The following is a 26,125-nucleotide window of genomic DNA, read 5'->3' on the forward strand; positions in this document are numbered from 1 at the left end:
AGAATAACGGATATGTTGGAGTTATCATTAATAATCGTATCTATAGTACTCTCGGCAGTTTTTTCAGCATCAGAGACAGCATACACCTCGTTAAGCTTAATGCAGCTCCAAGATATAAAGAAGAAGGGTAAATTAGGTGCAATTGTGTATTACTTGGCTCAAAATCCGTCGAAACTTGTCACGACAATTTTGATTGGAAACAATATTTCCAATATAACAACCAGTGTTCTTGCGACAAAATTTGTTCTTAATAGGTATGGAGACACTGCTCTCGCTTTTTCAACAGGAATTGTGACAATAGTAGTTCTTATATTCTCCGAAATATTTCCCAAACAGATTGCAATATTAAATAATGAAGGCATAGCCTTGTCAACCTCAATCTTACTTAAAACATTAACGTTCATATTCACACCCATAATATACGTGATTAACGGAATGACTAAAGCTCTATTAATCCTATGCAAAATAAAAACAAGTCAAAAAATGAATAAAGATACCATAAGAAATATGTTGTCTCTAGCTGAAAACTTAGGGATCCTAGAAAATGATGCTAGAATATTCATGCAAAAGATGTTAAATATAGGAGAAGTTAGAACCTCTGAAGTTATGACTCACCGTACAGAAGTATTTTCCCTATCAAGCACATCAAAACTGAAAGATAAGATTAAAATAATTAAAAAGGAAGGATATTCCAGGATTCCTGTGTATAGGGGGCAGAATAGAGAACAAATAATAGGAATTTTAATAACCAAAGATTTAATTGAGATAAGTAAAAAAGAACTTGAGAAAAGCATCATAAAATTTGCAAAACCTGCTGTCTTTGTACAACAAAACAAAAGAATAAAAGATACTCTAGCAATTATGAGACAAAAACAGAAAATAATGGCAATTGTTATTGATGAATATGGAGGTTTTTCGGGAATACTTACAATAGAGGATATAGTCGAGAAAATATTTGGAGCAATATTTGATGAGTATGATTTAGAAGAAGAAAAACAGTTTATTATTAAAAGGAGTGAAAACATTTACCTAATACTCGGTGAGACCACCTTTGATGAGATCGAAGAAATTATTGGAATAAAAATTCAACACAAAGATTACATAAATACAGTTGGTGGATACATAATGGATTTACTTGATAAGATTCCTAAAGGGGGAGAACAAGTTAATACAGAACATGGAGAATACTTAATAGAGGAAGTGAGGAATCATAAGATTAGAAAAATAATCTTTAAAAAATTTGAAAAGGAGTAAAAGTGTATAAAAATCTTTGGAGAATGGTTTTTAATTTTCCAGAACCTAGATTGAACACAAAACATGGCTTTAACGGAACACCCGCTTATTTGCTAACAATACAAAATTCAATGAAAGTAGTGAACTTTAATATTATTAAAAATTTATTCTTAATTTAACATCAAAAATAAAGAAGAAGATGTAGATTTTTTTCTTGCTAAATAAATAAAAGGAGGATAAAATGCTAAATATTCCAAAATTTTTCAATAAAACATACGAATACACAATAGTGCTCATTATATTGATAATAATAGCGGTAATAGTCATCTCAAATGTTTTCGTAGTTGGTCCATCAGAGGAAGCAATTGTTCTTCGCCTTGGAAGACTAAATAGAACACTTGAATCGGGAATACATATAAAAATTCCACTAATTGAGGAAAAATTCATTCTACCAGTAAAGATAGTACAAGAGGTGAAGTTTGGATTTAATTCAGACAATAACAGAGGAATTAATGTTGGTGAGGATGAAGGAGTAATTATTACTGGAGATTTAAACATAATAAATGTTGAATGGCTAATACAATATAAAATAAACGACCCATATTCTTTCATGTTTAAAGTACAGGACCCAGAAGAAACCATCAAAGACATTGCAAAGTCGTCAATGAACAGGTTGATCGGGGATAACACTATTTTTGAGATAATTAACGACAACAGAGTCGGTGTTACAGAAGGAGTAAAATCCTCTATGAATGAAATTATTAAAACATATAATTTAGGGATAGATATTGTGCAGGTACAAATCAGAAATGCTATGCCACCGAAGGGCAAAGTTTATGAAGCATTTGAAGATGTTAATATTGCGATACAAGATAAAAATAAGTTCATCAATGAGGGAAAGAAAGAATTTAATCAAATCGTTCCCAAAATTAAAGGAGAAGCACTTAAGGTACTAGAGGAAGCTAAGGGATACAAAGAGAGTAGAATAAATAACGCCCTAGCTGATACTAAGATTTTTAACGCAATTTTAAATGCATACATTAAAGATCCAGAAATTACAAGAGAGAGGCTCTACAATGAAACAATGAAGGAGATCCTTGAAAATAAAGATAACATTGAAATAATCGACAAGAATTTCAAAAACTTCCTTCCGTTTAAGGAGATAAAGTAAATGAAATACATGGTAAAATTCTTATTCTCTATTGCTAAAACTGCTGTCTTTACATTACTATTTGCTTTAATCTCACTTTCCATAATGCAACCAATTTATATCCTAAAAGAAAATGAGATATCAATCACTACAAGACTTGGAAAAATTGAGAGAACTGAAAACACAGCAGGACTTAAATATAAAATTCCATTTATTGAACATGTGCAAATATTTCCCAAAATCATACTCAGATGGGACGGGGAGCCCCAAAGAATTCCAACGGGTGGAGAGGAAAAGCAATTAATATGGATAGATACAACTGCTAGATGGAAAATTGCAGATATTAATAAATTCTACACATCAATTAAAACAATGGATAGGGCTTATGTAAGAATTGATGCTGCCATTGAACCTGCTGTTAGAGGTGTTATTGCTATGTATCCTTTACTTGAAATGATTAGAAGTTCAAACGACCCAGTTCAAAGATTATCTCACGGAATTTTAACAGCTCAAGAGGCTAAGAGTGACACAACTTATCAGATAACAAAGGGTCGAAAAACCATCGAAAATGAAATAATTCAGGTTGCAAATAAAAACACTAAAGATATTGGAATTGAAATTGTTGATGTTCTTATTAGAAAAATTAGCTACGACCCAAGCTTAATCGATTCAGTACATAACAGAATGATCTCAGAAAGGCAACAAATTGCAGAAGAACAAAGAAGTACGGGAATGGCTGAGAAAACGGAAATACTTGGTAGCATTGAAAAAGAAAAACTAAAATTATTAAGTGAGGCAAAAGCTGAGGCAGCTAAAATTAAAGCTGAGGGAGATAGTGAAGCGGCACGTATTTATGCAGCCGCATATGGGAAAAGTGTTGAATTTTACAGATTTTGGCAAGCACTAGAAAGCTACAAGACAGTACTTAAAGATAAGCGAAAAACATTTTCAACAGATATGGACTTCTTCAGGTACTTACATAACAGAAAATGAAACGATACGTTAGATTTAATAAAAGTTTTATTTAAAAATGATATTAAAGGTTTATTATAACAATTCCCTATTCTTTAATGGCTACAGAGTCGTTGCTCCGATTGTTTAGAGTCAAATTCACAGAAAAAGTGGACAAACGAAGTACTATCATTTTTGCTAGTATTACGGAGAAGACAAAACAAACCCCATACTTAGTAGGCTATGACATAAAAAATATGCCTTATTCATTCTGAATAATGATTGTAAAGCTCGCATTATTCAAAATTATTCAAAATGTACTTTAATACAGCATCATTATAATGGTAATCTATTACTTCGCAAGCCTTATCCTTAAGCGCATCAATACCATTCTGAGGAGTGACCTTGTGAATTTCATTTTCGTTAAAGACAGAGATATCATTGTCAGAATCCCCAAAATAAACAATATCTTTGTAAGAAATAGACAAATAATCAGCTAAAAATTTAATCCCATTTATCTTCTCAGCACGAACGCTTTGTATTTCAATAACACTAATCTTGTCATTAAATTCTACTCTTCCATACTTAGAAACCTTAAGTTCAGAATAACTTTTCATATTCAAAAAAATATCTTCGATTCTTTCCCGAGTAGCAATAATGGTAACAGACAAAACATCATAAAGAGAAATATCACTAAGTTTATCTATTTTGACAATATTTGAACGGCAATAGGTTTGCTTAAATGTAAGATACCAATGCTCTAAAAAATTATTAATACCATCATAAACATTAAACACCTCTCCTTTTTGTATCACTTTAAAAAATACAGAAAACCCATTATGCTTAAAACAAGAATAAATATCATCAACACAATCCCAACTTATGTTTTCTACATAAAGGGGCCTGCTCTGATCTACAGATGTGACATAAGCACCGTCATGACTAATTAAAGGAATCTTAAAATTAAATCCTCTCAAAGGAGACCTCATAAGATAAAAATCTCTGCCTGTTGCAACCGTAAAATTAAAATCATCTCTCTTCAGAAGTTCCCTCAGACTATTCCTTGAAAAATCTGATAAGGATCCCCTACTATCAAGCAACGTACCATCTAAATCCGTAATAAAAACTTTGCTCACAAAATTACTCCTATGTTCCTAAATAGAGCGCACAAAGCTAATTGTACAACTTTAAACATAAAAACAAAAATTGCCCTTCCCTATTTGTGTTTATTGACAAAAAAAAATGTTTGTGAAAAAATTATGGTGTTACATAACAAGAATGGCCGCTGTAGCTCAGTTGGTAGAGCATAGGACTGAAAATCCTTGTGTCAGGAGTTCGATTCTCCTCGGCGGCAATGTTTCATTGGTTTTGTTTGTTGCATTATTGGTTAGTGACAATGGTCTTGTCTTGGGGTTTTGATTTCTCTTTAATGCGAGGGCGCCTGTGGAACAGCAGAGCTTAAAATCGTTCCTCGGGGAGTTTGTTCTCTTGGGGCTGCTATTTAAAATTCTACTTAAGAGGGCTCAGGATGATTCTCAAAGAAATAAAAAGGATAGAAGACTTAACAGAAGATGATATTATTTTTTCAAATATCGGAAATTTGTCCAAACTGAGTGCACGAGTAAATGATAGAATCATTAAAGCTTTAAAGCAGGGAAGTGTTTCACACATACCCGTAATTAATAACTATACAAACATGCCACATGAAAAATTGATAAGTATGGTCAATGAGGAGCTATTAGACAACGAAATAAATTCTTTAAAGGAAGATTTAATACAGGCTTTAAAGGACGTATACAAGCCCTTCTCAGAAAGAGATAAAATATTTGTAATTTCCGGTAAGAAGAGCTTGATCAATCTAAACATTCTTATGGAAGAAGCACCCGATTCAATTTACTTTAAAGAGATCATTGAGGGTAGTTTTAAGATTTTACCAACACATAAAATGATATCTATTCAAAAGTTACTACTGGAAGTGTATGATTACTTTGATCTTCAAAAGATTAGGAATAAAGATAATCTTTCTAACGCAAGAACAATCAAAAAGCTATACCTGCATTCGATCAGAAGAGATTGGGAATTTTTTAATGGAAAAGTAAAAACATCAGGAGATTCTGTCTTATTACACGCAATTGACACTACAATTTATTTTTTAATGACAATTGCACACTTAAATAAGGAGAGAGCAGCAAAAGATGCCCCTCGTTCAACAACAAAATTTTTTATCGACAAAGGACACTATACACAATTCACAGAATTTTTCTATGACAACAACATAATAATACAAGCTGCTCTTGGTGTGCTTTTGCATCCCATCGGACTCATGCATACTACTATACTACAAAACTTAAAAGACAAAATTAGCTTTAAAAACAAGGATGCAGAGGAAAAATACAGGCTTAAGGTGGAGAATTTAGAGAAAAGCATTAATGTATCTAAGAATCTATTTAGACTCAGAGAAGACATATCTCCCATTACAAAGATGATAATAAACGGACAAAGAAGTTACCTTGACAGTAAAAATCATTTGGATATAAAAATTAAAAGATTCACTCACGAACTTATTAGAATTTTTTGTTTAATAGATACTTACGATGAAATGGTCAATCCTATTACGATAAAAGAACCCGTCAACCCCCTGGAAGCTATTGAGTTTCTATTGCAAAATAGCTCAAAATACCATTGGGACACAGGCAAGCCGAATGAATACTTAAAGAACAAAAAATTTGATGCAAAAATGTTAAAAATTTTTCTAAAAATACTTGCACCCTTTGACTATGGGGAAATTCTAGACATTTGCACAAAAGATTGCAATGAGTCCTTATTCAAGGTCGTTGTTTGCGATTACAATATGGGCATGATGCCCATTTTATCTGTCATAAGAAAAAAAGATAAAGCCTATAACATTGGAGATGTGGTACTTAACCTTGATTCCAAAGAGATAATCGTTAAGGGAGAAAAAGGAGAGATAAAGAAAAGTTCACTAAAAAATGTTAGCAAATTTGAATTAAAGCGCAATATCGAGGAACTCAGAAGTCATGAGTTTAATCTTTTTGCTCTCTAAAGATTGAATATTGAGATTATTAATGATCGAACTTGTAAAAATCAAGTTTTGAATCGCCGTATCTCCTGGAATCGTATTTAGAAAGACTCAAGATACTGCTACTTAAATGTTCCCTAGAAGGATGATGGATAATAATCTTTGCTTTTTTATTTAAGCTCCCATTTCTTGAAACTGCTTCAAACAGTTTTTCTTTAAAAAGATAATCAAAAGGTGGGTCAAGATAGATAAAATCATAAAAAAGATTACTTCTTTTGATGAAAAACTCGGCCTCATTGAAAAAAAATTTATAAGGCTCCTTTATGAAACCAAAATTCTTAACCAAAACGCTCCTAGAAGCCTTATTGCAATCAACAAGATGAGCAAGCCGAGCTCCTCTACTGAGAGCCTCAAGAGACATTATCCCTGTACCCGCAAACACGTCAAGAAAATTTGCATCTAAAATCTGATTAAAAATAATGGAAAACAGAGCCTCTCTAACAACAGCCATCACAGGACGCACACCGCCCGTCCTAGGAAAAGCAACTCTTCTCCCCTTGTACTTGCCTGCACTCACATGCATGAGCACTAATTTTAAATTATTTTAACAAAATATTAAATATTTAAAACTTGAATTTTGATATAATTTTTCCTTAAGAGGGACATGCTATGAAAGGTATAATCTTAGCAGCTGGATATGGCACAAGATTTTTACCAGTAACAAAAACCATTCCAAAGGAAATGTTGCCAATTTTAAACAGACCGGCCATTGATTACGTCGTTGAAGAATTTATTAATTCTGGCATTAAAGACATATTAATAATAACTTCAAGAAGAAAGGAAGTTCTAGATAATTATTTCGACAGAGAAATTGAACTTGAATCTATATTTAAAAAAGAGAATAGGCGAGATTTACTAGAAATCATTGATCTTAAGGACATCAATATTAGCTTTATAAAACAAAATGAGATGATGGGCACAGGACATGCTTTACTGCATGCAAAACCTTGGATTGGGGGTGAAACCACAGTGGTGGCATACCCCGATGATCTACACATTGGAAACCCTCCCCTAACAGCACAACTTATAGGATTACATCAAGAAACTGGAAAAAGTATACTGTCTATTATTGAAAATCCCAAAAACATCAATAGATATGGAGTAATAGAATTAGACAAAGACAACATTCATGTCAAAGACATCATAGAAAAGCCAGAAATCGGAAAAGAACCAAGCAATAAGGCTTCCATTGGGAGATTTTTATATACTTACGAATTTTTTAAGTACTTAGAAGAAGGATTTAAAATTCACAAGAGGGGAGAATATCATCACATTTATGCTTTAAGGAAACTGATGTCTGAGGGCAAGGTACTGTATAAAGAAATAGAAGGTGAAAGACTTGATACAGGTGATATTGAAGGCTATTTAGAGGCAATAATTAAAGTTGCTAAAAGAGACGACAAGTTACTCAAGATAATTAAGAATTTAGTAGAGGCTAAGTGAACACAATAAAAAAACGCCAAGAATTTTATGCTTCTCTCAGCTTATTGAGAAAATACATAGATGAAAACATAGAAGAAAAAATTTTAAAATATAGCATTTTCTCAAAACTTTACATGCTAAATGAAGAAGAGATTAAAAATCTTATAGAAATAAGCAAAGAATACGAACTTGAAAAAAACAAAATAAACAGTACTCTTGAAGAATATTACTATGAAAAAAATAAAGACACAAAAATTAAAGATTGGCTGTTAGGGATAATTAGGGAAAAAAATTCATTACAAATACGAAAAGAAACAAATCTTATTAGTAAAAGACTTGGAATAACATATAAATTGAAATCAACCCATTATTTAAAGTTAATTGAAATACAAAATAATCCAGAGTACCCCTTGTGCAAAAGGGAATTATATAAACAACTGATATTAAACTTCTCAAGCAACATAAAAGCAGAAAATTTAGAACCAACAGTAGATATACTAGTAGCTGTAAGAAATAGAAACAAGGAAGAAATTAAACACATCTTAAAGCAACCCCAAACACTACAAAGACTCTTCAAGTCTAGCTTGACAAGAAAAGAAAGTAGAGTAATAAAACTGCAAAAATTGCTTATCTTAACGTACTGGCCGGTAGGATGCTTATCTAGACCTCTTTTTAATAAAATTTTAACAAAAAGTTATAAACACACGATAGGTGAAATCTTGACCTTAACGTACGATGAGATTCTTAAATACCTTCGCACAATGAAAACCTTAAGCCTTAATGAAATTTTTTACAAAGGATCAAGAAAAAATATCAATTTTAATTACTTTTTCAGCGACTTTACAAAATACACCCCCAAGGATTTTCAAAATGCACTAAAAATGTATTTGTCTTTGTTTGAAAAAATTGCAATAAGCAAATATTTACAGTGGTTCTTTAAGGATAAAGTACCAAACGAATGGGAAGATTTTATTTTTGCAATTGAATACATAGCAAAACACAGGTTGTTAAACTTAAGTGAAAAAATAGAAGATATCATTGCAGCAAAATTTCAAGCAGAGGACTTCTTTGTGTCTTTTGAAAAAATGAGCTTTAACCCATACAGGAATGCAAACGCATTTCAAAACAAACATATAAAGAAAACATTTTTACAAAATGTGATCAATTACATTAAAGACAATACGAAAGAAATAAACACATATGGATGGATAGCGTTCTACATTTATGCAGATAAAGATGACAAGGAAAATTTCTCAAACGATATAAAAACATTCTTTAGGAACAAAGATTTTGAAATTCAGAATCAAATACTTGTACACTTTTTGTCCCTTTATCCGAATATTGGTATGGAGCATTTGCAATTCATATCGGAAATGATACTCCATCTTGACGAGAATAAAATTACCATACCTAAAGAAATAATAAGAATGCAGAAGACCCTTGCCCAAGAATTAGACTACTATGAATCATACATTTTCATTAAATCATTAACCTTAAGAACAAGAGTACTTAAAATTTTACATAAGAATATTCAACCAAACCCAATGTTAAACTCGGTAGAGTTTAGGAATGAAAAGCTACTACCTGCATTGTGTTATGTTATTTATTACTTAAACCCAAATGCGTTAAAAGAAGAGAAGTCGATCCACTCTACGCAAAAAGAAGATATAATGAAATTCATTTCATTTTTGGATAAAGATCAAAATAAATTTATCTCTAGAACAAAATGAAATATAGCAATATTTACACTAACATAATACAATGTTAATGATAAAAGATATGAAGACTCATTTTTTACTGCTCAAAAACTCGATAATCTTTGCTTTGTTTCTAGTATTATTGTTAAACCCTAATTTCGCGTATGCCCAAAGATTAATTAGAATTGGACAGGAAGAGATTAAAAATAAAAACTACTCAAAGGCAATAAAAATTCTCAGTGATGCTATTCAAAAGTATCCAAAAGCACAAAACGGATATTATTTTCTGGCAATAGCCTATAGGGAAAATAACCAGTTAACAGAGTCAGAGGGTGCTTTGCTTGATGGAATTGCAGTTGGAGGGAGTATTGACTATAAGCTATATTTTGAACTTGGAAACATAATGTTTAAAAGGGGCGAGGGGTACTACAATCTAGCAATCAAATACTATTCCAACTCCGTTAAAAACATGCCTAATTACGACAGGGCACTGCTTAACAGAGCAAACTCTTATGTTGAACAAGGAAAAGTCAATTTTAAGGAAAAAGATTACAAAAATGCATGGGATTCCTACACTATGGCGATTCACGACTATTCACAATTTATTACCCTGAGGTACGAGACTGAAAAAAAAGACGACATTCTCCATATGATAAACCTCTTAAGAGATAAAAAAGCGGACCTGGAGGAACTTGACAAAAGTCTAAAAAGCGGAGACGCCCTTATTCCTAAAGATAGTAAAGATAGTAAAGATAGTAAAGATAGTAAAGATAGTAAAGATAGTAAAGATAGTAAAGATAGTAAAGATAGTAAAGATAGTAAAGATAGTAAAGATAGTAAAGATAGTAAAGATAGTAAAGATAGTAAAGATAGTAAAGATAGTAAAGATAGTAAAGATAGTAAAGATAGTAAAGATAGTAAAGATAGTAAAGATAGTAAAGATAGTAAAGATAGTAAAGATAGTAAAGATAGTAAAGATAGTAAAGATAGTAAAGATAGTAAAGATAGTAAAGATAGTAAAGATAGTCCTGAAGAAGAATTTGAGAGTAATTTAAAGACAGATTCTTTAATTGAGCTAGAAAAAATTAATTTGCAAGAGGAGTTAACAATAGATGAATAACAGAAAAAGCTTACCTATACTATTAGTTTTAATATTTCTGCTTATTTCTTCATTCGCGTCGCTTGGTTACTATATATATAAAGACCGACTAGACAAAAGAAACCAGGAGATAATGCTAAATGAGGTAAAGAATAGTGTTATGGATAGAAATTACAAAAAAGCTTATTCAATAACGAAAATCCTGAAAGATAAGTATCCAAAAAACACGGATATTGTGATGCTTGAAGGGACGTTAGCAGAACTTGCTAATAACAGTCCCTTTGAATCGAAAAGCTTGCAAAGGGATACCGCTAATCAAATAATAGATAAAATACAAGGAAGAGAAGAATTAATACCTATTAACAATGGAAACTCTGATATTGCTTTTAATAATAGATACATTAAGGATAATACAGAAGTGGAAAACTATGCCGACAGAAAAGAAGATACTGGTATTGAAGACGAAGATATTTTAGAGTTTAGGCACAGTAAAGTACCTAAAAATTTAGGTAATAATAAAGGTAAAATTGAGGATAATCAAAAGTCAAACATAGACAACAAAGAATCTACTGATAACCAAAAAAATTTATTTAACTTAAAAAAATTAAAAGACAACTTAAGTAAAGAGTTAAATAATAAAGATAAGCATTTAGAAAATCAAAGAAAAGAAATAATAAAACACAAACGGAATGAAGATGCTTCTAGAGAAAAACTTACAAACGATCCCAAAGCAAAAACAACAAGCCAAGATGAACACCCTAAAGAGAATCTTGATTCTTTGCCCCTAAAGTCCCCAATAAAAACAGAGCAACCCACTCCTTCAAGAATTCTTCCTAAACCACAAAGTCAGACTGTTGAAAAGATAGAAAGACCCTATGACTACTTTATAAAAAAAGAGCTGTATGAAATACTAGACAATATTAATACCGGAAATCCTTCTACCGGCAAGAGCAGACTTAATGAACTCATCAAAAGGGGATTAAGCGATAGTTTCAATAGGGTGAATGCTTTAATTGACAAGTTGAAATATCAGGAAGCCGCCCAGGTATTGCTTGAACTAATAAAGCAACATGTTGAGTTTAAATCAATTAGCCTACAAAAAGCTCCTTATTTAAAGGAGCTTTTTGTAGAAGAGGGCCCTGAGCAAGAAATTCTTGCCACAAAAGATATTTCATTGGATGATAAAATCAAAACAGAAGAGACCCCTAAAAGCTCTCCAACAGATTTAACCTCCCTTAAAACATTAGCACTAACAAATGAAAACAAAGGTAATTTAAAGATAGCTGAAGAAATTTATGAAAAAATTGCAAGCATTACAAAAAGAGCAGAAGACTACTACAAAATTGGAATAATTAAATTTAAACTAAAAAAACATAAAGAAGCAATTAAAGCTTTCCGTGATACACTGCTAATCCATCCAAACAACAAAAGAGCATACACAAATATAGGAACAATCCTGCTAATGTTAAATGAAAACAAGGAAGCAATCCAAGCTTTCGAAAAGGCAATTGCAATCGACCAAAATTATGGTACTGCTTTTTATAAAAAGGGAATAGCGGAAGAAAAAAATAACGATAAAACGCAAGCCTTCATGAGCTTTAAAAGAGCTCATGATATTACTAAAAATCCTAACTATGCCATAAAAACAGGAATTGCTGCAAATCATATTGGAGACTTTCAAAACGGAGAAAAATACCTAAATATGGTAAGTGCTTCATTGCAGGAGGGAAATGACATTGTACTTTACAACCTAGCAATGGCAAAATTTGAAAATGACAGTCTCAGCGCATCACTAGAAACCGTAAATAAAGCTCTTGCCATGAACCCAGCCAAACCCGAATATTTGTATTTAAAAGCATCAATCTTTTTAACTAAAGGAGACTATAACAAGGCAATAACACTATATAATAATATCATTTCAAAAACCCCTGCAAATATTACAGCCCACATAAATTTAGCAAGAGCATACGAAAAATTGGGTAATGAACGCAAAGCGATTGAAATACTTGAAAAAATTAGTAACAAGAATCATCCAGTGGCATTAAATAATCTTGGAAAACTTTATAAAAAACAAGGAAATTACCAAAAAGCAATAGATATTTTTCAAAAATTAGAAGCTAGCTCAGATATTGAAGCAAAGTATAATCTAGCCGTTACACTTTTGGCTGCCAAGGAGAACAAAAAAGCAATGGAAAAACTAAAAGAGTATATCAAACTAGATTCAAACAACCCAGAGGCCCTCCATGCATTGGGGATAATAGAATATAATGAAAACGGAAATGATAAAAGACTTAAAGAAATCATTAAAAAATTTCCTAATTACTCACAAAATAAGAGGATAATAAAAATTGTGGGACAATGAATAAGATAAAATTCTTAAATAAAAGCTTAGTACAAAAAATAGCAGCAGGAGAAGCCATAGATAGACCTTCCTCTGTTTTAAAAGAATTACTTGACAACTCGATAGATTCTGAAGCAGATAAAATAGAGGTTTTTCTTGAAGAGGGAGGTATGCGAAGAATACTAATAGTAGATAATGGAAGCGGAATAAGCCCAGAGGACTTAAAAATATGCTACCTACCCCACACTACTTCAAAAATTAATACAGAACAAGATCTTGAAAAAATCGAAACACTAGGCTTTAGAGGAGAAGCTCTCTCCAGCATTGCGATTTGTTCTAATCTCACAATAACAAGCTCAACAACAGGAGAAGAAAGTTATCAAATTGAAGTTGAAAACGGAATTGAAAAATATTTTAAAAAACAATCTCCAATAAACGGAACAATAGTAGACGTTACAAATTTATTCCACAAATTTCCCGCAAGGAAAAGATTTTTAAAAAAAGAATCTATTGAGACGAAAATGTGTTTAAAAGTTTTTGAAGAAAAGTCCGTTGCTCATCCCAAAATTGATTTTAGGCTAAGCATAAATAATGAACTGAAAAAAGTTTATTTTAAAGAAAAATTAATAGACAGAGTTCAAAGTGTGTACGGAGAAATAATAGAGCATAATAAGTTTGGGAAAATAGAAGCAGAATATGAAAACGTCAAAATTAAAATTTTTTTTGCTCCTCCAAATTTTTCAAGAAAAGATAGAAGAAATATAAAAATATTCGTCAACAGAAGACCCGTTGAAGAGAAAAATTTATCTGAAGCAATAATTGATGGACACAGCAGAGTATTAACACCTAGAAATTTTCCAATATGCTATCTATTTTTAGAAATAGAACCTAGACACGTTGATTTTAATATACATCCTCAAAAAAAGGAAGTAAGATTTTTCAACCTACCTTTCCTTCCCAAACAAATCGCAAGTAATATCAATGAGTTCTTTAACAGAGAACAAAAAGATATTTTACAAGACTATCACAACATAATAATCAAAAGACAAGTGACAAATGATACTCACCTGTTAGCTCCTGAAGAAAATGAATCAAAAGATGCAAACTTCCAAGCCTATGAAATTACAAAAAATGAAGAATTAATTTTAGAAAAACCTCAAAGCAATAAAATAACGAATATAATAGAAGACAAGATCAAATTTGAAAGCCACAAACCAACTCAAAGCGATAAACCGTCCTTTAAAGCCCATATTCAAAATGTTTTCCTAAAAGCTTCTGAAATGCTGACTTCAATTAACAAACCAGGAGAGAAAAAATACAGATACATAGGACAAATATTTTCTGAATTCCTAATGGTAGAAAAGGACGATGAACTCTTTTTCCTAGATCAACATGCACTTCATGAAACGATCATATATAACAACCTCAAAAACTCAAAAAAAACTATACAAAATCTTCTAATACCAATTGAGTTTCAAGTAGATTGTGAAGATGTGGACAAAATACTTGAAAGCGAGATAGAAGAATATAAGCGGATAGACATAATAGTTATTAAAATAAAGAACCAAACTTATCAGCTTAAGTCAATCCCAAATATTTGCAACAAACATGAAAATGCTATTATTCAATTCTTCCAAAAAAGGAAAAGCAAAACTATTAATTCCTTGGAGGCTGATTTGTATGCAGCTGTTGCCTGTAGAAAGGCTATTAAAAAAAATGACACAATAAGCTCTGATTTTAGCAATTTTTTAATAAATGAATTTTTCAACTTAAACCTAAAATATTGTCCACACGGAAGAAAAATTTACCATAAAATTTCTAGATTTGAACTTGAAAAAAATGTCAACAGAAAATAAAATAAACACAGATGTTGTTTATGGTGAAGAATCTTAAGTCTAAAATTCAGGAGATAGAGTTAGAGAGGAGTAAGAAATTGGCTGAGCTTGGTAGGACTCTTAGAAGCAGCAATGTAATAGAGCTTAAACAATTGGTCTCTTATACCTCTTTGAAGTTAATTGAGAAGGAATTGGCTCAACTTAAAGCGAACTTAGGCAAAGCGGAAGACAGTGAAAATAAACTAAAAGAATTATACAAAAATCTTACAAATTGCAAAGCCGTTCGAAAGAATATTCTTAAAGCCTACAAAATTAAGCTTACTAAAGCCATAGGAGCATTAATAAATAATTACCCAAAAAATTTGCAACTAATTCTAGAATACAAGATGAATTTTACCAAATCAATTCTTGAGAAAAGTGAGCATAAAAACCCGGAAATAATAAAACCCAACGAAAGACCAAATTTCTTTGAAAAACTTATTGGAAATGTTGCACTGGTGATAAGAAACATCCTAAATAAAGTAAATATGGGGAAAATAGCAAAAGAATTTGAGAAAAAAATATTAAAGGAATATCTATCTTCAGAAAGCTTAGAAAATTTAGTCAATGAATTTGTAGAAAATAGAGAATTAAGCGGAGAACTAATTGAAGAAGTTAGATTAATGAATGAGGCTGGTACAAGTATAGCAACACTAACCAATACAATAAGAGAAACAAAAAATAAAAGCATAAAATATAAAATCAATAACAAAAATAAGATAGAAAGTAAGATTAGTGTTGTTGAAACAAACAAAGAAGATGTTTTAAAGAAAATAGGCGAAGAATTTATTGAGATGACAAAGGTGGAAAAAGGATTAAACAAAGTCGGCTCAATTAATCCATTATTAAAACAAATAGAAAACCTAGATCAACAGATACTGGAACTGAATAAAGAATTGGCAAAGACAATTAGAATAGATGAAATAGCAACAATTAAAGCAAAAATGCAACAACTCATAAGACATAAAGAATCAATTGAAAACAAATTAGATAAATTAAATTCGAAAATAAAAATTATACAAGATGAAATTGATGAACTTGACAATAAATAAAAAATCAATATAATGGCTTAGAGTGTGGAGAGGCACCAGGGAGGCTATATTTAATCCTTTAGGGCCCATAGCTCAGTTGGTTAGAGCGCCCGACTCATAATCGGTAGGTCCCAGGTTCAAGTCCTGGTGGGCCCATTAGTTTAGTTTAAAGAACAGATTAGAGTTCTTTCCTATGTAGTAGAGTCCTATGTAGTTATCTAGGTTGTCATCCACTTGGATGTCGCCCATGTATTCGATCTTGGTAACCAGATCTGAGAATTTAATCTCATCCTTGGGTGTTTTAATAAAGTACAACTTATTGCCGCTGATCTCGTTCAATTTTGCCGTATTTTTGGATTCATATACGTAACTGCGAATTAAGGCTAATTCTTCACTTGATAAACTTAAATTTATGACAATGTCTTTTCCATATACTCTCATACCAGTATCGAAAAGATGTACTTGGGCCACAAAACTTTCAAAAGTCTTATCAGAAACATTAAACATTAAATCTTTACAATAAAGGATATCTTTACCCAAAATAGATTCAACGAAGAGAGAAGAATACCTATTCTTGGAGACCTCGATAAATTCTTTACTATCTACATTTTCAATAACAAATTTAGTGATATCCTTAGCATTTAAAACTCTAATAGCAAAATCAAAAGACATAACATAATCGACACTATCCTTGGTGAAATAATAATTAATTACGTAATCCAGTTCTCTTATCTCAGGGTAGCTTATCTCACAAGAACAGAAAATAACAAAACCCAACAGGAATATTTTATTCTTTAACTCTTTCAGCATATTCTTTTGTTTCAGAATTAACTAAGATCTTATCTCCAACATTAATAAAAATAGGAGCTTTTACTACAAAACCCGTGTGAAGAGTTACATTCTTCATTGCATTAGTTACAGTATCGCTCTTAACAGCAACCTCAGCATCAACAACCTCAAATGCAATTTTAGGAGGCAACTTAATATCAATAACTTCATCTTCCCACTTAACAAGAGAATAAACTTCTGCTTCTTGTAAAAACAAAACCTTATCCTCGAGATTTGAAACCTCTCTTAAATTGACACTAAACTGATCATAAGTTTCCAAATCCATAAAAATAAAATCTTCACCCTCTCTGTAAAGATACTGAGATTTTACCTCCAAAACCTCAATTTCTTCCGCTGTATCTGCCCCCTTTAAAGCTTCCTTAACAACAGATTTATTTTTTAAGTTTTTAAGTTTCAATTTTACAATAGCCCCTCCTCTACCTGTTTTAGAAAATTCTCGCTCAAGGACAACATGTGGTACGCCTTTTAAAAGCAAAAAACTACCCTTTTCAATCTTTCCAGACTTAATTGCACCCATCTAATACCCCATCAATTTACGACTTGTATAGTAATTTATATCAAAAAATTAAAATATTTACTATTTAATTGACTTATCTAAAATTAATGATATTATATATAGTCGTAAAAGGAGTGAGTTTAATGATAAATATCAGAGTACTCTTTATTGTTTCATTATTCTTTTCGTTTGTCGGCTGTACAACTAAGGGCAGCGAAAATGTCATCCCTGTTGGTGGGTCTACCACTGCTACTTCTGTTATGGATGAGATGATATTGAGCTATAGAAAAATAAACGATCAACTTAAAATAACTTATGATGCTCAGGGAAGTAGTGTCGGAATTAAGGGATTGTTTGATGGTATTTACAAGATGGCAGTCTCATCAAGAGATGCTACCGAGGAAGAGGTGGCTAGGGGAGCTAAAGTGACTGTTATTGCTTATGATGCTTTAATATTTATCACAAGCCCTGATGTTAAGATTACAAATATTGCAGAATCCGATTTAGCAAGGATACTCAATGGGAGTATTACAAACTGGAAACAAATTGGGGGTCCTGATGCTAGGATTAATTTCATAAACCGAGATTCATCATCCGGGTCATATTCATCTGTTAAAAACCTAGTTCTTGAAAAAATATTTAAAAATCCCGAAGAGGCTCAATTTAGGCAAGATGGCATTGTGGTAAAATCTAATGGAGAAGTGATTGAGAAAGCAAGTCTTACTCCACACTCGATTGGTTATATTAGCTTTGGATACGCAAGAAACTCTATGGAGAAGGGGTTGAGCGCGCTTTCGATAAATACTGTATACCCTACAAAGGAAACAATAATACAGAACAAATACAATATAAAGAGAAGCTTAGTTGCAATCACAACTGACGTTTCTGAAAATGAGAACATGCTCGACTTTATTGAATTTATTCTAGGTCCGGGAGGCCAAGATATCATTGAAGAACAAGGTTTCATTGGGGTTACAACCCCCAAATGATAATGCCTAGGAAACTCCCTTTTTCTTAAAGAGATTTAGCCAGAAAGGGAGTTTCTATTGAAATTCTATAGAGAGATTCTTGTAGGAAATGGCGTTGAATTTAAAAACTAGAAGAAGTGTTGTTAGTCTGGGGTTTAACTGCTTTGTTTTTGCATCCGCAGCAATTAGTGCTTTGTCAATATTACTATTAATTTTATTTGTTGTTAGCAACGGAATAGCGCCTTTCCTTCACAATAGAATTAAGATTTCCAATTTTTTATTTAGCACTGACTGGGATCCTACCAGCAATATACAAAAGTCTTATGGAATACTGTCGTTTATTATAAATTCAGCATTAACGACGCTTTTTTCTGTCCTTATTGCACTACCAATTGGTCTTGGATTTGCGATTTATCTTTTTGAAAAAGCTAGAGGAGTTTATCAAAAGGTACTACAAACCATAGTGGAATTGCTAGCGGGTATTCCAAGCGTAGTGTATGGTTTTTTCGGAAGTACGTTTATATCCACTTTCATAAAGAACACATTCAAAAGAGAAGACAACTTAGGGTACAATCTAATAAGCTCAACTATAGTTTTAAGCATCATGATACTTCCTACAATAATTAGTGTCTCTTACACATCACTTAAAGCGGTTCCAAAATCGTATAAACTGGCATCTCTTGCACTAGCTGCAACAGACTGGCAAACAACATATAAAGTAATGATTCCGTCCGCTGGAAGAGGAATTCTAGCAGGAGTAATACTGGCCATTGGTAGAGCTATTGGTGAAACAATTGCAGTTTTAATGGTCGGTGGTGGTTCGCCTTTATTTATAAAAAATATATTCTCGCCTATTAGAACTCTTACGATAAACATTGCAATAGACATGGGATATGCTTCTGGTACCCACAGAGAAGCCTTATTTTCAACAGCCTTGGTTTTGTTACTATCAGTAATAATTATAAACTCAATTAAATACTTTATTCTCTCTTCATCTAAAAGGCTAAAAATCAAGTGAATACAGTTCAAATAAACAAACTGTTAAACAAAATTTCATTTTCCATAATAAAATTAATCTCTTACTCTTTAATAGCATTATTGTTCTTCTTAATATCTTATATATTATACAATTCGTTATTTTTTTCTGTTAAAAAACAAACATTGTTTTTAAGTGAATCAAGCCATTTCCTACCTTTAGCGTTTAAGGGCAAGACAGTCAAAATTGCCTTTATTATAAATAAAAGCATTAAAATAGATGAACTTACTACCAAAGACATCCATGACATATACAATAATAAGATCTCACATTGGGGAAGCATCTCTGATCAAGTCATAGACACAGCACCAATTGCAAGTTCAGAGTCAAATCTATCCGGAAAAGTTATACTGAAAATTTTTACACAGAATAACAAATTTAACAACAGATATATAAGAGTTGAAGAATCTAATGAAGAAATGATACGAACCGTCAATGAAACTTCGGGTGCTATTGGGTTTCTAACAAAAGAAGACCTTGAAAAATTAAATTTTAAGAAATATCCAGAGATTAAATCCATAAAAATTAAATCTATGTCTATTTTGGTAGGCAAGAAAACACTACAAAGAGGCGAAAATGAAATTGTCAACACGTTGTGCCTAGAAATGGCTGAAAAATTACTCAAAGGGAAAAAAACTTGGAATGACTTAATACTTAAAAATATTGACTCAAATGTTATAAAATACTCAGCTTATAATCAGAATGCAATAAGGGAAGTAGAAGAAAAAGAGGGTACGGTTGCCATTGTACCCTGGCATTCTTTCTATAAAAGCCATGCTCCCTTTCTCAAGCTATACTACATAAAAAAGAGTATGCCCTTAAATTTAAATTTCATATTATCCACCCCAAGAAATTCTGGTGCATATGGAGGTATTTCTTATTTAATCGTTAATACCTTTTATGTGATATTATTAACGGCCATAATCTCAATTTCGATAGGAATTGGTACAGGAATACTGCTTGCAGAATACACTTCAAATAAAATATTCTATAAAACAATATCTATGAGTGTTGACATTTTGTCCTCGATTCCTGCAATCATCTTCGGGCTCTTTGGACTCATGTTTTTTGTTCCAATTTTTGGGATGGGGGTCTTTTCTGGAGCCATGACAAGCTCTTTGATGATACTACCAATGATTATTAAAACAACCGAAGAAGCATTTAAGTCAATCCCCAAATCATATAAATACGCTTCGTTTGCTCTGGGAGCAAACAAAACAGAAACTATAGTTAAAATTTTACTACCCGCTGCTAGTCCGGGCATTTTAACGGGAGTAGTTCTTGCAATAGGTCGAGCACTTGGAGAAACAGCAGTGCTTTTATTTACAATGGGAACAAATTTAGGCCTTGCAGGCGCTTTAGATGAACCTGCAAGAAGTTTAACCGTACACTTATTGTTACTATTTCAAGAAGGACACCTAGACAAGGGGTTTGGAACAGCATCAATACTTATCATAATGGTGCTCTTAATAAACTTGATATCAAAATTTCTAATTGGTAGACTATATAGGATTAAATAAATGAACAAAGACAACGCAATCATTCAAACAGAAAACTTGAGCTTATTTTATACGGACTTTAAGGCATTAAGTAATATTAATATATCTATACTGAGAAATAACATCACAGCCTTAATAGGTCCATCGGGCTGTGGAAAGTCAACATTTCTCAGAACGCTTAACAGAATGAATGATCTTGTGGAAGGCGTTAAAATAGAAGGGAAGGTACTTTATGAGGGTAAAAGCATTTACTCAAATAATTTTGATGTTCTTGAACTTAGAAGAAAAATTGGAATGGTATTCCAAACTCCTAATCCATTTTTAATGTCTGTTTATGACAATATAAGTTATGGACCCAAAATTCATGGCATTAAAGACAAAAAAAAACTAGATGAGGTTGTTGAAAAATCTTTAATAAAATCTGCTCTTTGGAATGAAGTAAAAGATAAACTTAACAGAAATGCACTAAGTCTTTCAGGAGGACAGCAACAAAGACTCTGCATTGCAAGAACTCTTGCCATTGAGCCAAATGTCATACTGATGGATGAACCCACTTCCGCTCTTGACCCAATATCGACGGGAAAAATTGAAGAGTTAATAATTAATTTAAAGGAAAGCTACACTATTATAATAGTTACTCATAATATGCAGCAAGCTGGAAGGATATCTGACCAAACCGCATTCTTCCTTAATGGATACATTGAAGAAGAAAGCCCAACAGATGAATTATTCTTCAATCCTAAAAACATTAAGACCGAAGAATATATCACTGGTAAGTTTGGCTAAATTAACCCAAAGAAACATCAAGGAACATCATTAAAGTAAATCCAATGATTCCAAATATGGTTGGCACCTTACTGTCAATATCTTTTCTTTTAGATTCAGGTATTAACTGTTCAATTGAGACATAAATCATTGCTCCTGCAGAAAAAGATAAGGCAAAGGGCAAAATTCTGGTAAAAGTATAAACGGCATAAGCACCTAAAATACCTCCAAAAATTTCTACCAAACCTGACATCTGTCCATAATTAAAACATTTCCATAGAGGAACATTTCCTCGTCTTAAGGGCAAAGAAATAGCTGCACCTTCCGGCATATTTTGAATACCAATTCCTAACGTAAGAATCATAGCACCAACCAAGGTATGTATATCAGGAGTAGCAACTAAAGCCCCAAATGCGACACCAACAGCAAGTCCTTCCGGGAAATTATGTAGAGTAACAGCCGTAAAAAGTAAAAAGTCCTTTTTTCCGTGTCTTGTTAAATCTTCATCAATAAATGTAAGCTTATCAAGATCCGGCACAAATACATCCACAGTATATATAAAAAAGGCGCCTAAAAGAAATCCAAAAACCGCAGGCATCCATGTAACATAACCAAGCTCTTCCGCTCTCTCTATTGCAGGTTGAATAAGTGAAAAAAAACTAGCAGCAATCATAATACCTGCTGAAAATCCAAGCATAGCGTCCATTATTTTATTATTTACTCTTCTGAAAAAAAAGACAGCTGCTGCTCCAAAAGCTGTAGTAAACCAAGTAAAAGTGGATCCTAGAAACCCCAATAAAACAGGATGCAAAGTCAATAGATATTCCCCAAAATGCTCAAACATAAAATATCCTCCTAAATTTCATTAATTATCAATTGATCAATTATTGTTTATTAATTAAAGAAGCAAAATTACTGTCCATCAGTCAGTTAAACCTGCCCTTATTCTTCTTATACCTGAAGAAGAAGCCTGTTCTTTTTGTATTTTAAAAGTACCAAGCTCACTAGTATTCTTAACATGAGGACCACCACAAACTTCAATTGAAAAGCCATCTATCTCATAAACACTCACAATATCGTCATATTTTTCACCAAAAAGAGCCATAGCGCCTCTGGCTACAGCATCATCCAAGCTCATTATAGATTTTTTCACAGACAATGCATTCTTTATTTGTAAGTTGACCATATCCTCGACCCTTTTTATCTCATCATCCGTCATTTTGTGAGGATGACTAAAATCAAATCTCAGTCTTTCTGCCGTAATATTACTTCCCCTCTGCCTTACATGCTCACCCAATACCAATTGAAGCGCCTTATGCAGCAAATGAGTGGCTGTGTGTAACTTAGTGGTTTCATATGTACAATCAGCAAGTCCCCCCCTAAAAACCCTATCACCTCCCTTCTTAGAAACCTCTTGATGCTTTCTAAAATGTTCTTCAAATCCTAATCTATCTACACTAAACCCGTGTTCAGATGCAAGTTCCTCTGTTATTTCAAAAGGAAATCCATAAGTATCGTAAAGCTTAAAAGAAAACTCACCAGGAATCTCCCTCAACGATAATTTTTGAATCAGTTTAATAAATTCTTGCTCACCCTGCCGCAGGGTTTTAAAAAATTTTTCCTCTTCCTTATCAAGCTCATTCTTAATAAAATCCTTCTTTTCCATTATTTCTTTATAAAAAAATTTATAAATTTGCTCAACAGAATCAACAAGATTTGCTAAAAAATGAGACTCTATACCAAGCTTTTTTGCATATCTAATAGCTCTTCTAATAATTCTTCTTAAAACATATCCTTGTCCTACGTTAGAAGGGAGAACTGCAAAATTATCAGCTAGAATAAAACAACTTGCCTTAATATGATCTGCAATTATTCGAATAGCCCTATCGTCTGCCAAATTTTGTCCATAAACTCTTCCAGATACTTTCTCAATTCCTTCTATTATAGGTCTAAAAGCCTCTGTGTCATAAACTGAAGATTTCCCTTGCAAAAATGTAATAGTCCTCTCAACTCCCATGCCCGTATCAACACACTTTCGAGTCAGTTCTTCATAACTACCATCTTCATTTTTCCTGTATTGCATAAAAACGTTGTTCCAAATTTCGAAATATTTACCACAACCACACGCAATATCACAGTTAATGCAACATTTATCTATTCCCGTATCAACAAATATTTCAGTATCTGGACCACAAGGCCCCACATTCCCAACAGGCCCCCAAAAATTATGCTCCCTTGATAGATAAAATATCCTATCACTAGGAATTCCAAGACTCTCCCAAACACTTGCCGTCTCTGTATCTCGTGGAACGGCATCATCACCCTCAAAAACGCTAACATAAAGTTTATTTTTTGGTATATTTAGATAGCTAGGCGAGGTTAAAAATTCAAAACTATACTTCACAGAAAGTTCTTTAAAATAACTACCAAGAGACCAATTCCCAAGCATCTCAAAAAAAGTTAAATGACTAAAATCTCCAACCTCATCAATATCTCCCGTTCTTAAACATTTCTGAACATCGACTAACATATCTCCAGATGGATGTATTTCTCCAAGAAGATAAGGAACAAGAGGTTGCATACCTGCTGTATTAAAAAGTACAGTAGAATCATTGTCGGGTATTAAAGATTTACCCGATATCTCAAAATGCCCCTTACTCTTGAAAAACTCTATATACTTTCTGCGTAGCTCATCAAGTTCCACTAAACAAACTCCTCGTTCTTTCTATATATTATTAGTGCACCCTTTAAGGTCAACTCCTTAACATAATCGAGAAAGGATGTAGTCATTTGCCTAATATCCTTTCTCTTTACTCTTCTTAAAAAAGACTCTTCTTCTAAAATAATTTCTTTACGCCTCCTTGAGACGTTTAAAAGAATCTTATCTCTAATCTCATCACTCTTATCCTTAATAAGGATAGCAATATTATTGTCTGTAAATTCCCTTAAAATATTATGCATATCATTATCTGAAATACGTAGTATTATATCAATATCAAATATCTTCTCCTTAATCTCACTATCTTTTAATGGATTAAAGGCCTTCATATCAATATTATTTAAAAGATTCTTCTCATCCTCAGAGTCCATGTAGCTTAAAATGTCAACCAATATCCTAGACCCATCTAATTTCTCAGTCTTAAGCTTCCCCTGCATCTCAAACCTACTCTTCAGTCTATCAGAAATAATCTCAACCATATCCACATTAAATTGCCTTGGCTTAGCAAGTTCTTTAATAAATTGTTTCTTAATGTCCTCTTCTAGCATAGAAAAAACATACTTTTTCTGTTCTCTAGCCAAGTAGTTGTATACTATAAGAAGGGTTTTCACATTCTCATCCCTAATTAAAGCCCAAAGCTGTTCATGCTCAACACCAGATAAATAACTGAAAGGCACAAAAGGATCCACTCCTGTAACTCTTTTATAAATCTCCTTTGCTTTTGACTTACTTAAAGACTTATTCAACAGCTCATAAGTAAATTTACTATCAATCTTTAAACATCTGCTCTCATGCCTGACCAGCTCTTCAAATTCCTCGATAATACGCTTCTTATCACTAGGAGTAATATACTTAATCTTGGCAATTTCTTCGGTAATAGAGATTATGTGAGCATCATCAAGCTCACACATAATCTCTGAAGATTTCTCAAGACCAATAGCTAGAAAATACTTTGCTATCTTTGTAACCTTACCCTCTTTACGAATAAATCCAAGTCTTTGAGCTCCCCCCTTAAGAGACCCCTGTTTGCCCACAGATGCACTCTTACCTTTCCTAACAAGATTAATCCAAGACTTCAGCATCGAACCTTGCTTCTCTTCATCAGAACTTTTGCCACTCAAATTTCCTCTGCCAGTGGCGCCAAGAGTTTTGGTTCCTAAATTTTTCGCATTCTGATACTTAGAAAGTCTAGGATCCTGCATAGACCCCCTCAATATTTGTAAGAACTAATAAACGAGAACATCCATCAAAAATCTTGGCCGGACAATCCTTTAAAGAAATCTCTGTATTTAAAAAATTTTCCAAAGCGCCCCTCTTCTCCTCGCCCATAAAGAGCAAAACACAAGACTTAGCCAATCTTAAAGACTTAGGAGTTAAACTCATTCTTTTAACTGGAGGCTTTGGAGCATCATATTCATACTGATATCCTTCCATCTCAGAAAACAAAAGCTTTCTTGATGGGAAAAGTGAAGCAATATGCCCATCTTCACCAACAGACAAAATGATTAGATCTAATCTTGTAAACCTAGTATTGAACTCAATGTTATAATTATGGATAGAAGAGACTTCATCGAACTCATTATAAATAAACGGATGTAGATTAGAACTGTGAATTAAATTTTTTCCTATCATTTTCAAAAAAAACCCTTCGCTTAAAAGCCTAAAATTACTATCGTCACTACTCAGATCAACGCACCTTTCATCTACTAAGAAAAAATGAGACTTCTTAAGTGCATAGTTACCCTCGTTAAAAATATTTAAAAAAGAAATAATATTGCGTCCACCACAAACCCCAATGCTAGTAAAATCATCCTGACTAACGCTACTTAAAAAAAAGTCAAAAAATCTTCTACCTAAATCACTTTCTTTATTAGAATATAAAAATTCCATCATCC

The 26,125-nt window shown here is 32.5% G+C and carries 21 protein-coding genes, 2 tRNA genes and 1 pseudogene; 16 read left to right on the top strand and 8 right to left on the bottom strand.

The window, feature by feature from the left end:
- Positions 1 to 12 precede the first annotated feature (12 nt).
- From LSO06_RS01000 to hflC, 3 genes are all read left to right on the top strand, one after another.
- Positions 13 to 1,254: a hemolysin family protein gene (locus tag LSO06_RS01000; protein ID WP_231760235.1), complete on the top strand. Its 1,242-nt coding sequence runs from the start codon at positions 13 to 15 to the stop codon at positions 1,252 to 1,254.
- 220 nt (positions 1,255 to 1,474) lie between these two features.
- On the top strand, positions 1,475 to 2,404 hold the full coding sequence (hflK, locus tag LSO06_RS01005) for an FtsH protease activity modulator HflK (RefSeq protein WP_231760236.1): 930 nt from the start codon (positions 1,475 to 1,477) through the stop codon (positions 2,402 to 2,404).
- Positions 2,405 to 3,376, top strand: a complete 972-nt coding sequence (hflC, locus tag LSO06_RS01010) for a protease modulator HflC (RefSeq protein WP_231760237.1) — start codon at positions 2,405 to 2,407, stop codon at positions 3,374 to 3,376.
- 254 nt (positions 3,377 to 3,630) lie between these two features.
- Here the strand turns inward: hflC and LSO06_RS01015 are convergent, their stop codons facing one another.
- The gene (locus LSO06_RS01015) at positions 3,631 to 4,470 is read right to left on the bottom strand and encodes an HAD-IIB family hydrolase (protein ID WP_231760238.1); all 840 of its coding nucleotides are present in this window, start codon (positions 4,468 to 4,470) and stop codon (positions 3,631 to 3,633) included.
- Positions 4,471 to 4,615: 145 nt separating this feature from the next.
- Between LSO06_RS01015 and LSO06_RS01020 the strand changes: the two genes are divergently transcribed.
- Together LSO06_RS01020 and LSO06_RS01025 are read left to right on the top strand one after the other, a co-directional pair.
- Positions 4,616 to 4,688: transfer RNA gene (locus tag LSO06_RS01020), tRNA-Phe, on the top strand.
- A gap of 174 nt (positions 4,689 to 4,862) precedes the next feature.
- A complete protein-coding gene (locus tag LSO06_RS01025) occupies positions 4,863 to 6,398 on the top strand; it encodes a hypothetical protein (protein ID WP_231760239.1) in 1,536 nt (511 codons plus the stop codon).
- Between the two features lie 19 nt (positions 6,399 to 6,417).
- Here the strand turns inward: LSO06_RS01025 and rsmD are convergent, their stop codons facing one another.
- Positions 6,418 to 6,957, bottom strand: a complete 540-nt coding sequence (gene rsmD / locus LSO06_RS01030; protein ID WP_231760240.1) for a 16S rRNA (guanine(966)-N(2))-methyltransferase RsmD — start codon at positions 6,955 to 6,957, stop codon at positions 6,418 to 6,420.
- Positions 6,958 to 7,043: 86 nt separating this feature from the next.
- Here rsmD and LSO06_RS01035 point away from each other — a divergent pair, with 86 nt between their 5' ends.
- The 7 genes and pseudogenes from LSO06_RS01035 (at position 7,044) to LSO06_RS01065 (ending at position 16,054) form a co-directional block, all read left to right on the top strand.
- Positions 7,044 to 7,877 carry a sugar phosphate nucleotidyltransferase gene (locus LSO06_RS01035; protein ID WP_231760241.1) on the top strand — a complete coding sequence of 278 codons (834 nt, stop codon included), beginning with the start codon at positions 7,044 to 7,046 and terminating at the stop codon, positions 7,875 to 7,877.
- Positions 7,874 to 9,586: a BB_0208 family protein gene (locus tag LSO06_RS01040; protein ID WP_231760242.1), complete on the top strand. Its 1,713-nt coding sequence runs from the start codon at positions 7,874 to 7,876 to the stop codon at positions 9,584 to 9,586. Before LSO06_RS01035 ends, LSO06_RS01040 begins: the two co-directional genes overlap by 4 nt.
- 49 nt (positions 9,587 to 9,635) lie before the next feature.
- Positions 9,636 to 10,262, top strand: a pseudogene (locus LSO06_RS05815) (tetratricopeptide repeat protein); the annotation flags it as partial.
- A gap of 403 nt (positions 10,263 to 10,665) precedes the next feature.
- The gene (locus LSO06_RS01050; RefSeq protein WP_231760244.1) at positions 10,666 to 13,014 is read left to right on the top strand and encodes a tetratricopeptide repeat protein; all 2,349 of its coding nucleotides are present in this window, start codon (positions 10,666 to 10,668) and stop codon (positions 13,012 to 13,014) included.
- Positions 13,011 to 14,849, top strand: coding sequence for a DNA mismatch repair endonuclease MutL (gene mutL, locus LSO06_RS01055; RefSeq protein ID WP_231760245.1), 1,839 nt, complete (start codon positions 13,011 to 13,013; stop codon positions 14,847 to 14,849). Before LSO06_RS01050 ends, mutL begins: the two co-directional genes overlap by 4 nt.
- An 11-nt stretch (positions 14,850 to 14,860) precedes the next feature.
- A complete protein-coding gene (locus LSO06_RS01060; protein ID WP_231760246.1) occupies positions 14,861 to 15,919 on the top strand; it encodes a hypothetical protein in 1,059 nt (352 codons plus the stop codon).
- Positions 15,920 to 15,980: 61 nt separating this feature from the next.
- A tRNA-Ile gene (locus LSO06_RS01065) sits at positions 15,981 to 16,054 on the top strand.
- Here the strand turns inward: LSO06_RS01065 and LSO06_RS01070 are convergent.
- On the bottom strand, positions 16,055 to 16,708 hold the full coding sequence (locus LSO06_RS01070) for a hypothetical protein (RefSeq protein ID WP_231760247.1): 654 nt from the start codon (positions 16,706 to 16,708) through the stop codon (positions 16,055 to 16,057).
- Positions 16,686 to 17,264, bottom strand: coding sequence for an elongation factor P (gene efp / locus LSO06_RS01075; RefSeq protein WP_231760248.1), 579 nt, complete (start codon positions 17,262 to 17,264; stop codon positions 16,686 to 16,688). Before efp ends, LSO06_RS01070 begins: the two co-directional genes overlap by 23 nt.
- A gap of 122 nt (positions 17,265 to 17,386) precedes the next feature.
- Between efp and LSO06_RS01080 the strand changes: the two genes are divergently transcribed.
- From LSO06_RS01080 to pstB, 4 genes are all read left to right on the top strand, one after another.
- Positions 17,387 to 18,232 (top strand): substrate-binding domain-containing protein, encoded by an 846-nt coding sequence (locus LSO06_RS01080; protein ID WP_231760249.1) that lies wholly within the window; start codon positions 17,387 to 17,389, stop codon positions 18,230 to 18,232.
- Between the two features lie 88 nt (positions 18,233 to 18,320).
- Positions 18,321 to 19,229 carry a phosphate ABC transporter permease subunit PstC gene (gene pstC, locus LSO06_RS01085; RefSeq protein ID WP_231760250.1) on the top strand — a complete coding sequence of 303 codons (909 nt, stop codon included), beginning with the start codon at positions 18,321 to 18,323 and terminating at the stop codon, positions 19,227 to 19,229.
- Positions 19,230 to 19,285: 56 nt separating this feature from the next.
- Complete coding sequence (gene pstA, locus LSO06_RS01090) at positions 19,286 to 20,767, top strand: phosphate ABC transporter permease PstA (RefSeq protein WP_370639792.1); 1,482 nt, start codon at positions 19,286 to 19,288, stop codon at positions 20,765 to 20,767.
- Positions 20,768 to 21,532 (top strand): phosphate ABC transporter ATP-binding protein PstB, encoded by a 765-nt coding sequence (gene pstB, locus LSO06_RS01095; RefSeq protein ID WP_231760252.1) that lies wholly within the window; start codon positions 20,768 to 20,770, stop codon positions 21,530 to 21,532. It begins immediately after the preceding gene.
- 1 nt (position 21,533) lies between these two features.
- Here the strand turns inward: pstB and LSO06_RS01100 are convergent, their stop codons facing one another.
- From LSO06_RS01100 to LSO06_RS01115, 4 genes are all read right to left on the bottom strand, one after another.
- Positions 21,534 to 22,355, bottom strand: coding sequence for a ZIP family metal transporter (locus LSO06_RS01100; RefSeq protein WP_231760253.1), 822 nt, complete (start codon positions 22,353 to 22,355; stop codon positions 21,534 to 21,536).
- Between the two features lie 78 nt (positions 22,356 to 22,433).
- Positions 22,434 to 24,215 carry an alanine--tRNA ligase gene (locus LSO06_RS01105; protein WP_231760254.1) on the bottom strand — a complete coding sequence of 594 codons (1,782 nt, stop codon included), beginning with the start codon at positions 24,213 to 24,215 and terminating at the stop codon, positions 22,434 to 22,436.
- On the bottom strand, positions 24,215 to 25,432 hold the full coding sequence (locus LSO06_RS01110) for a flagellar motor switch protein FliG (protein WP_231760255.1): 1,218 nt from the start codon (positions 25,430 to 25,432) through the stop codon (positions 24,215 to 24,217). The genes LSO06_RS01105 and LSO06_RS01110 overlap by 1 nt, the downstream gene beginning before the upstream one ends.
- A complete protein-coding gene (locus LSO06_RS01115; protein WP_231760853.1) occupies positions 25,419 to 26,120 on the bottom strand; it encodes a 6-phosphogluconolactonase in 702 nt (233 codons plus the stop codon). The genes LSO06_RS01110 and LSO06_RS01115 overlap by 14 nt, the downstream gene beginning before the upstream one ends.
- Positions 26,121 to 26,125 lie beyond the last annotated feature (5 nt).

Source organism: Borrelia sp. RT5S, assembly GCF_021165755.1.
In the GTDB taxonomy this organism is placed as follows: Bacteria; Spirochaetota; Spirochaetia; order Borreliales; family Borreliaceae; genus Borrelia.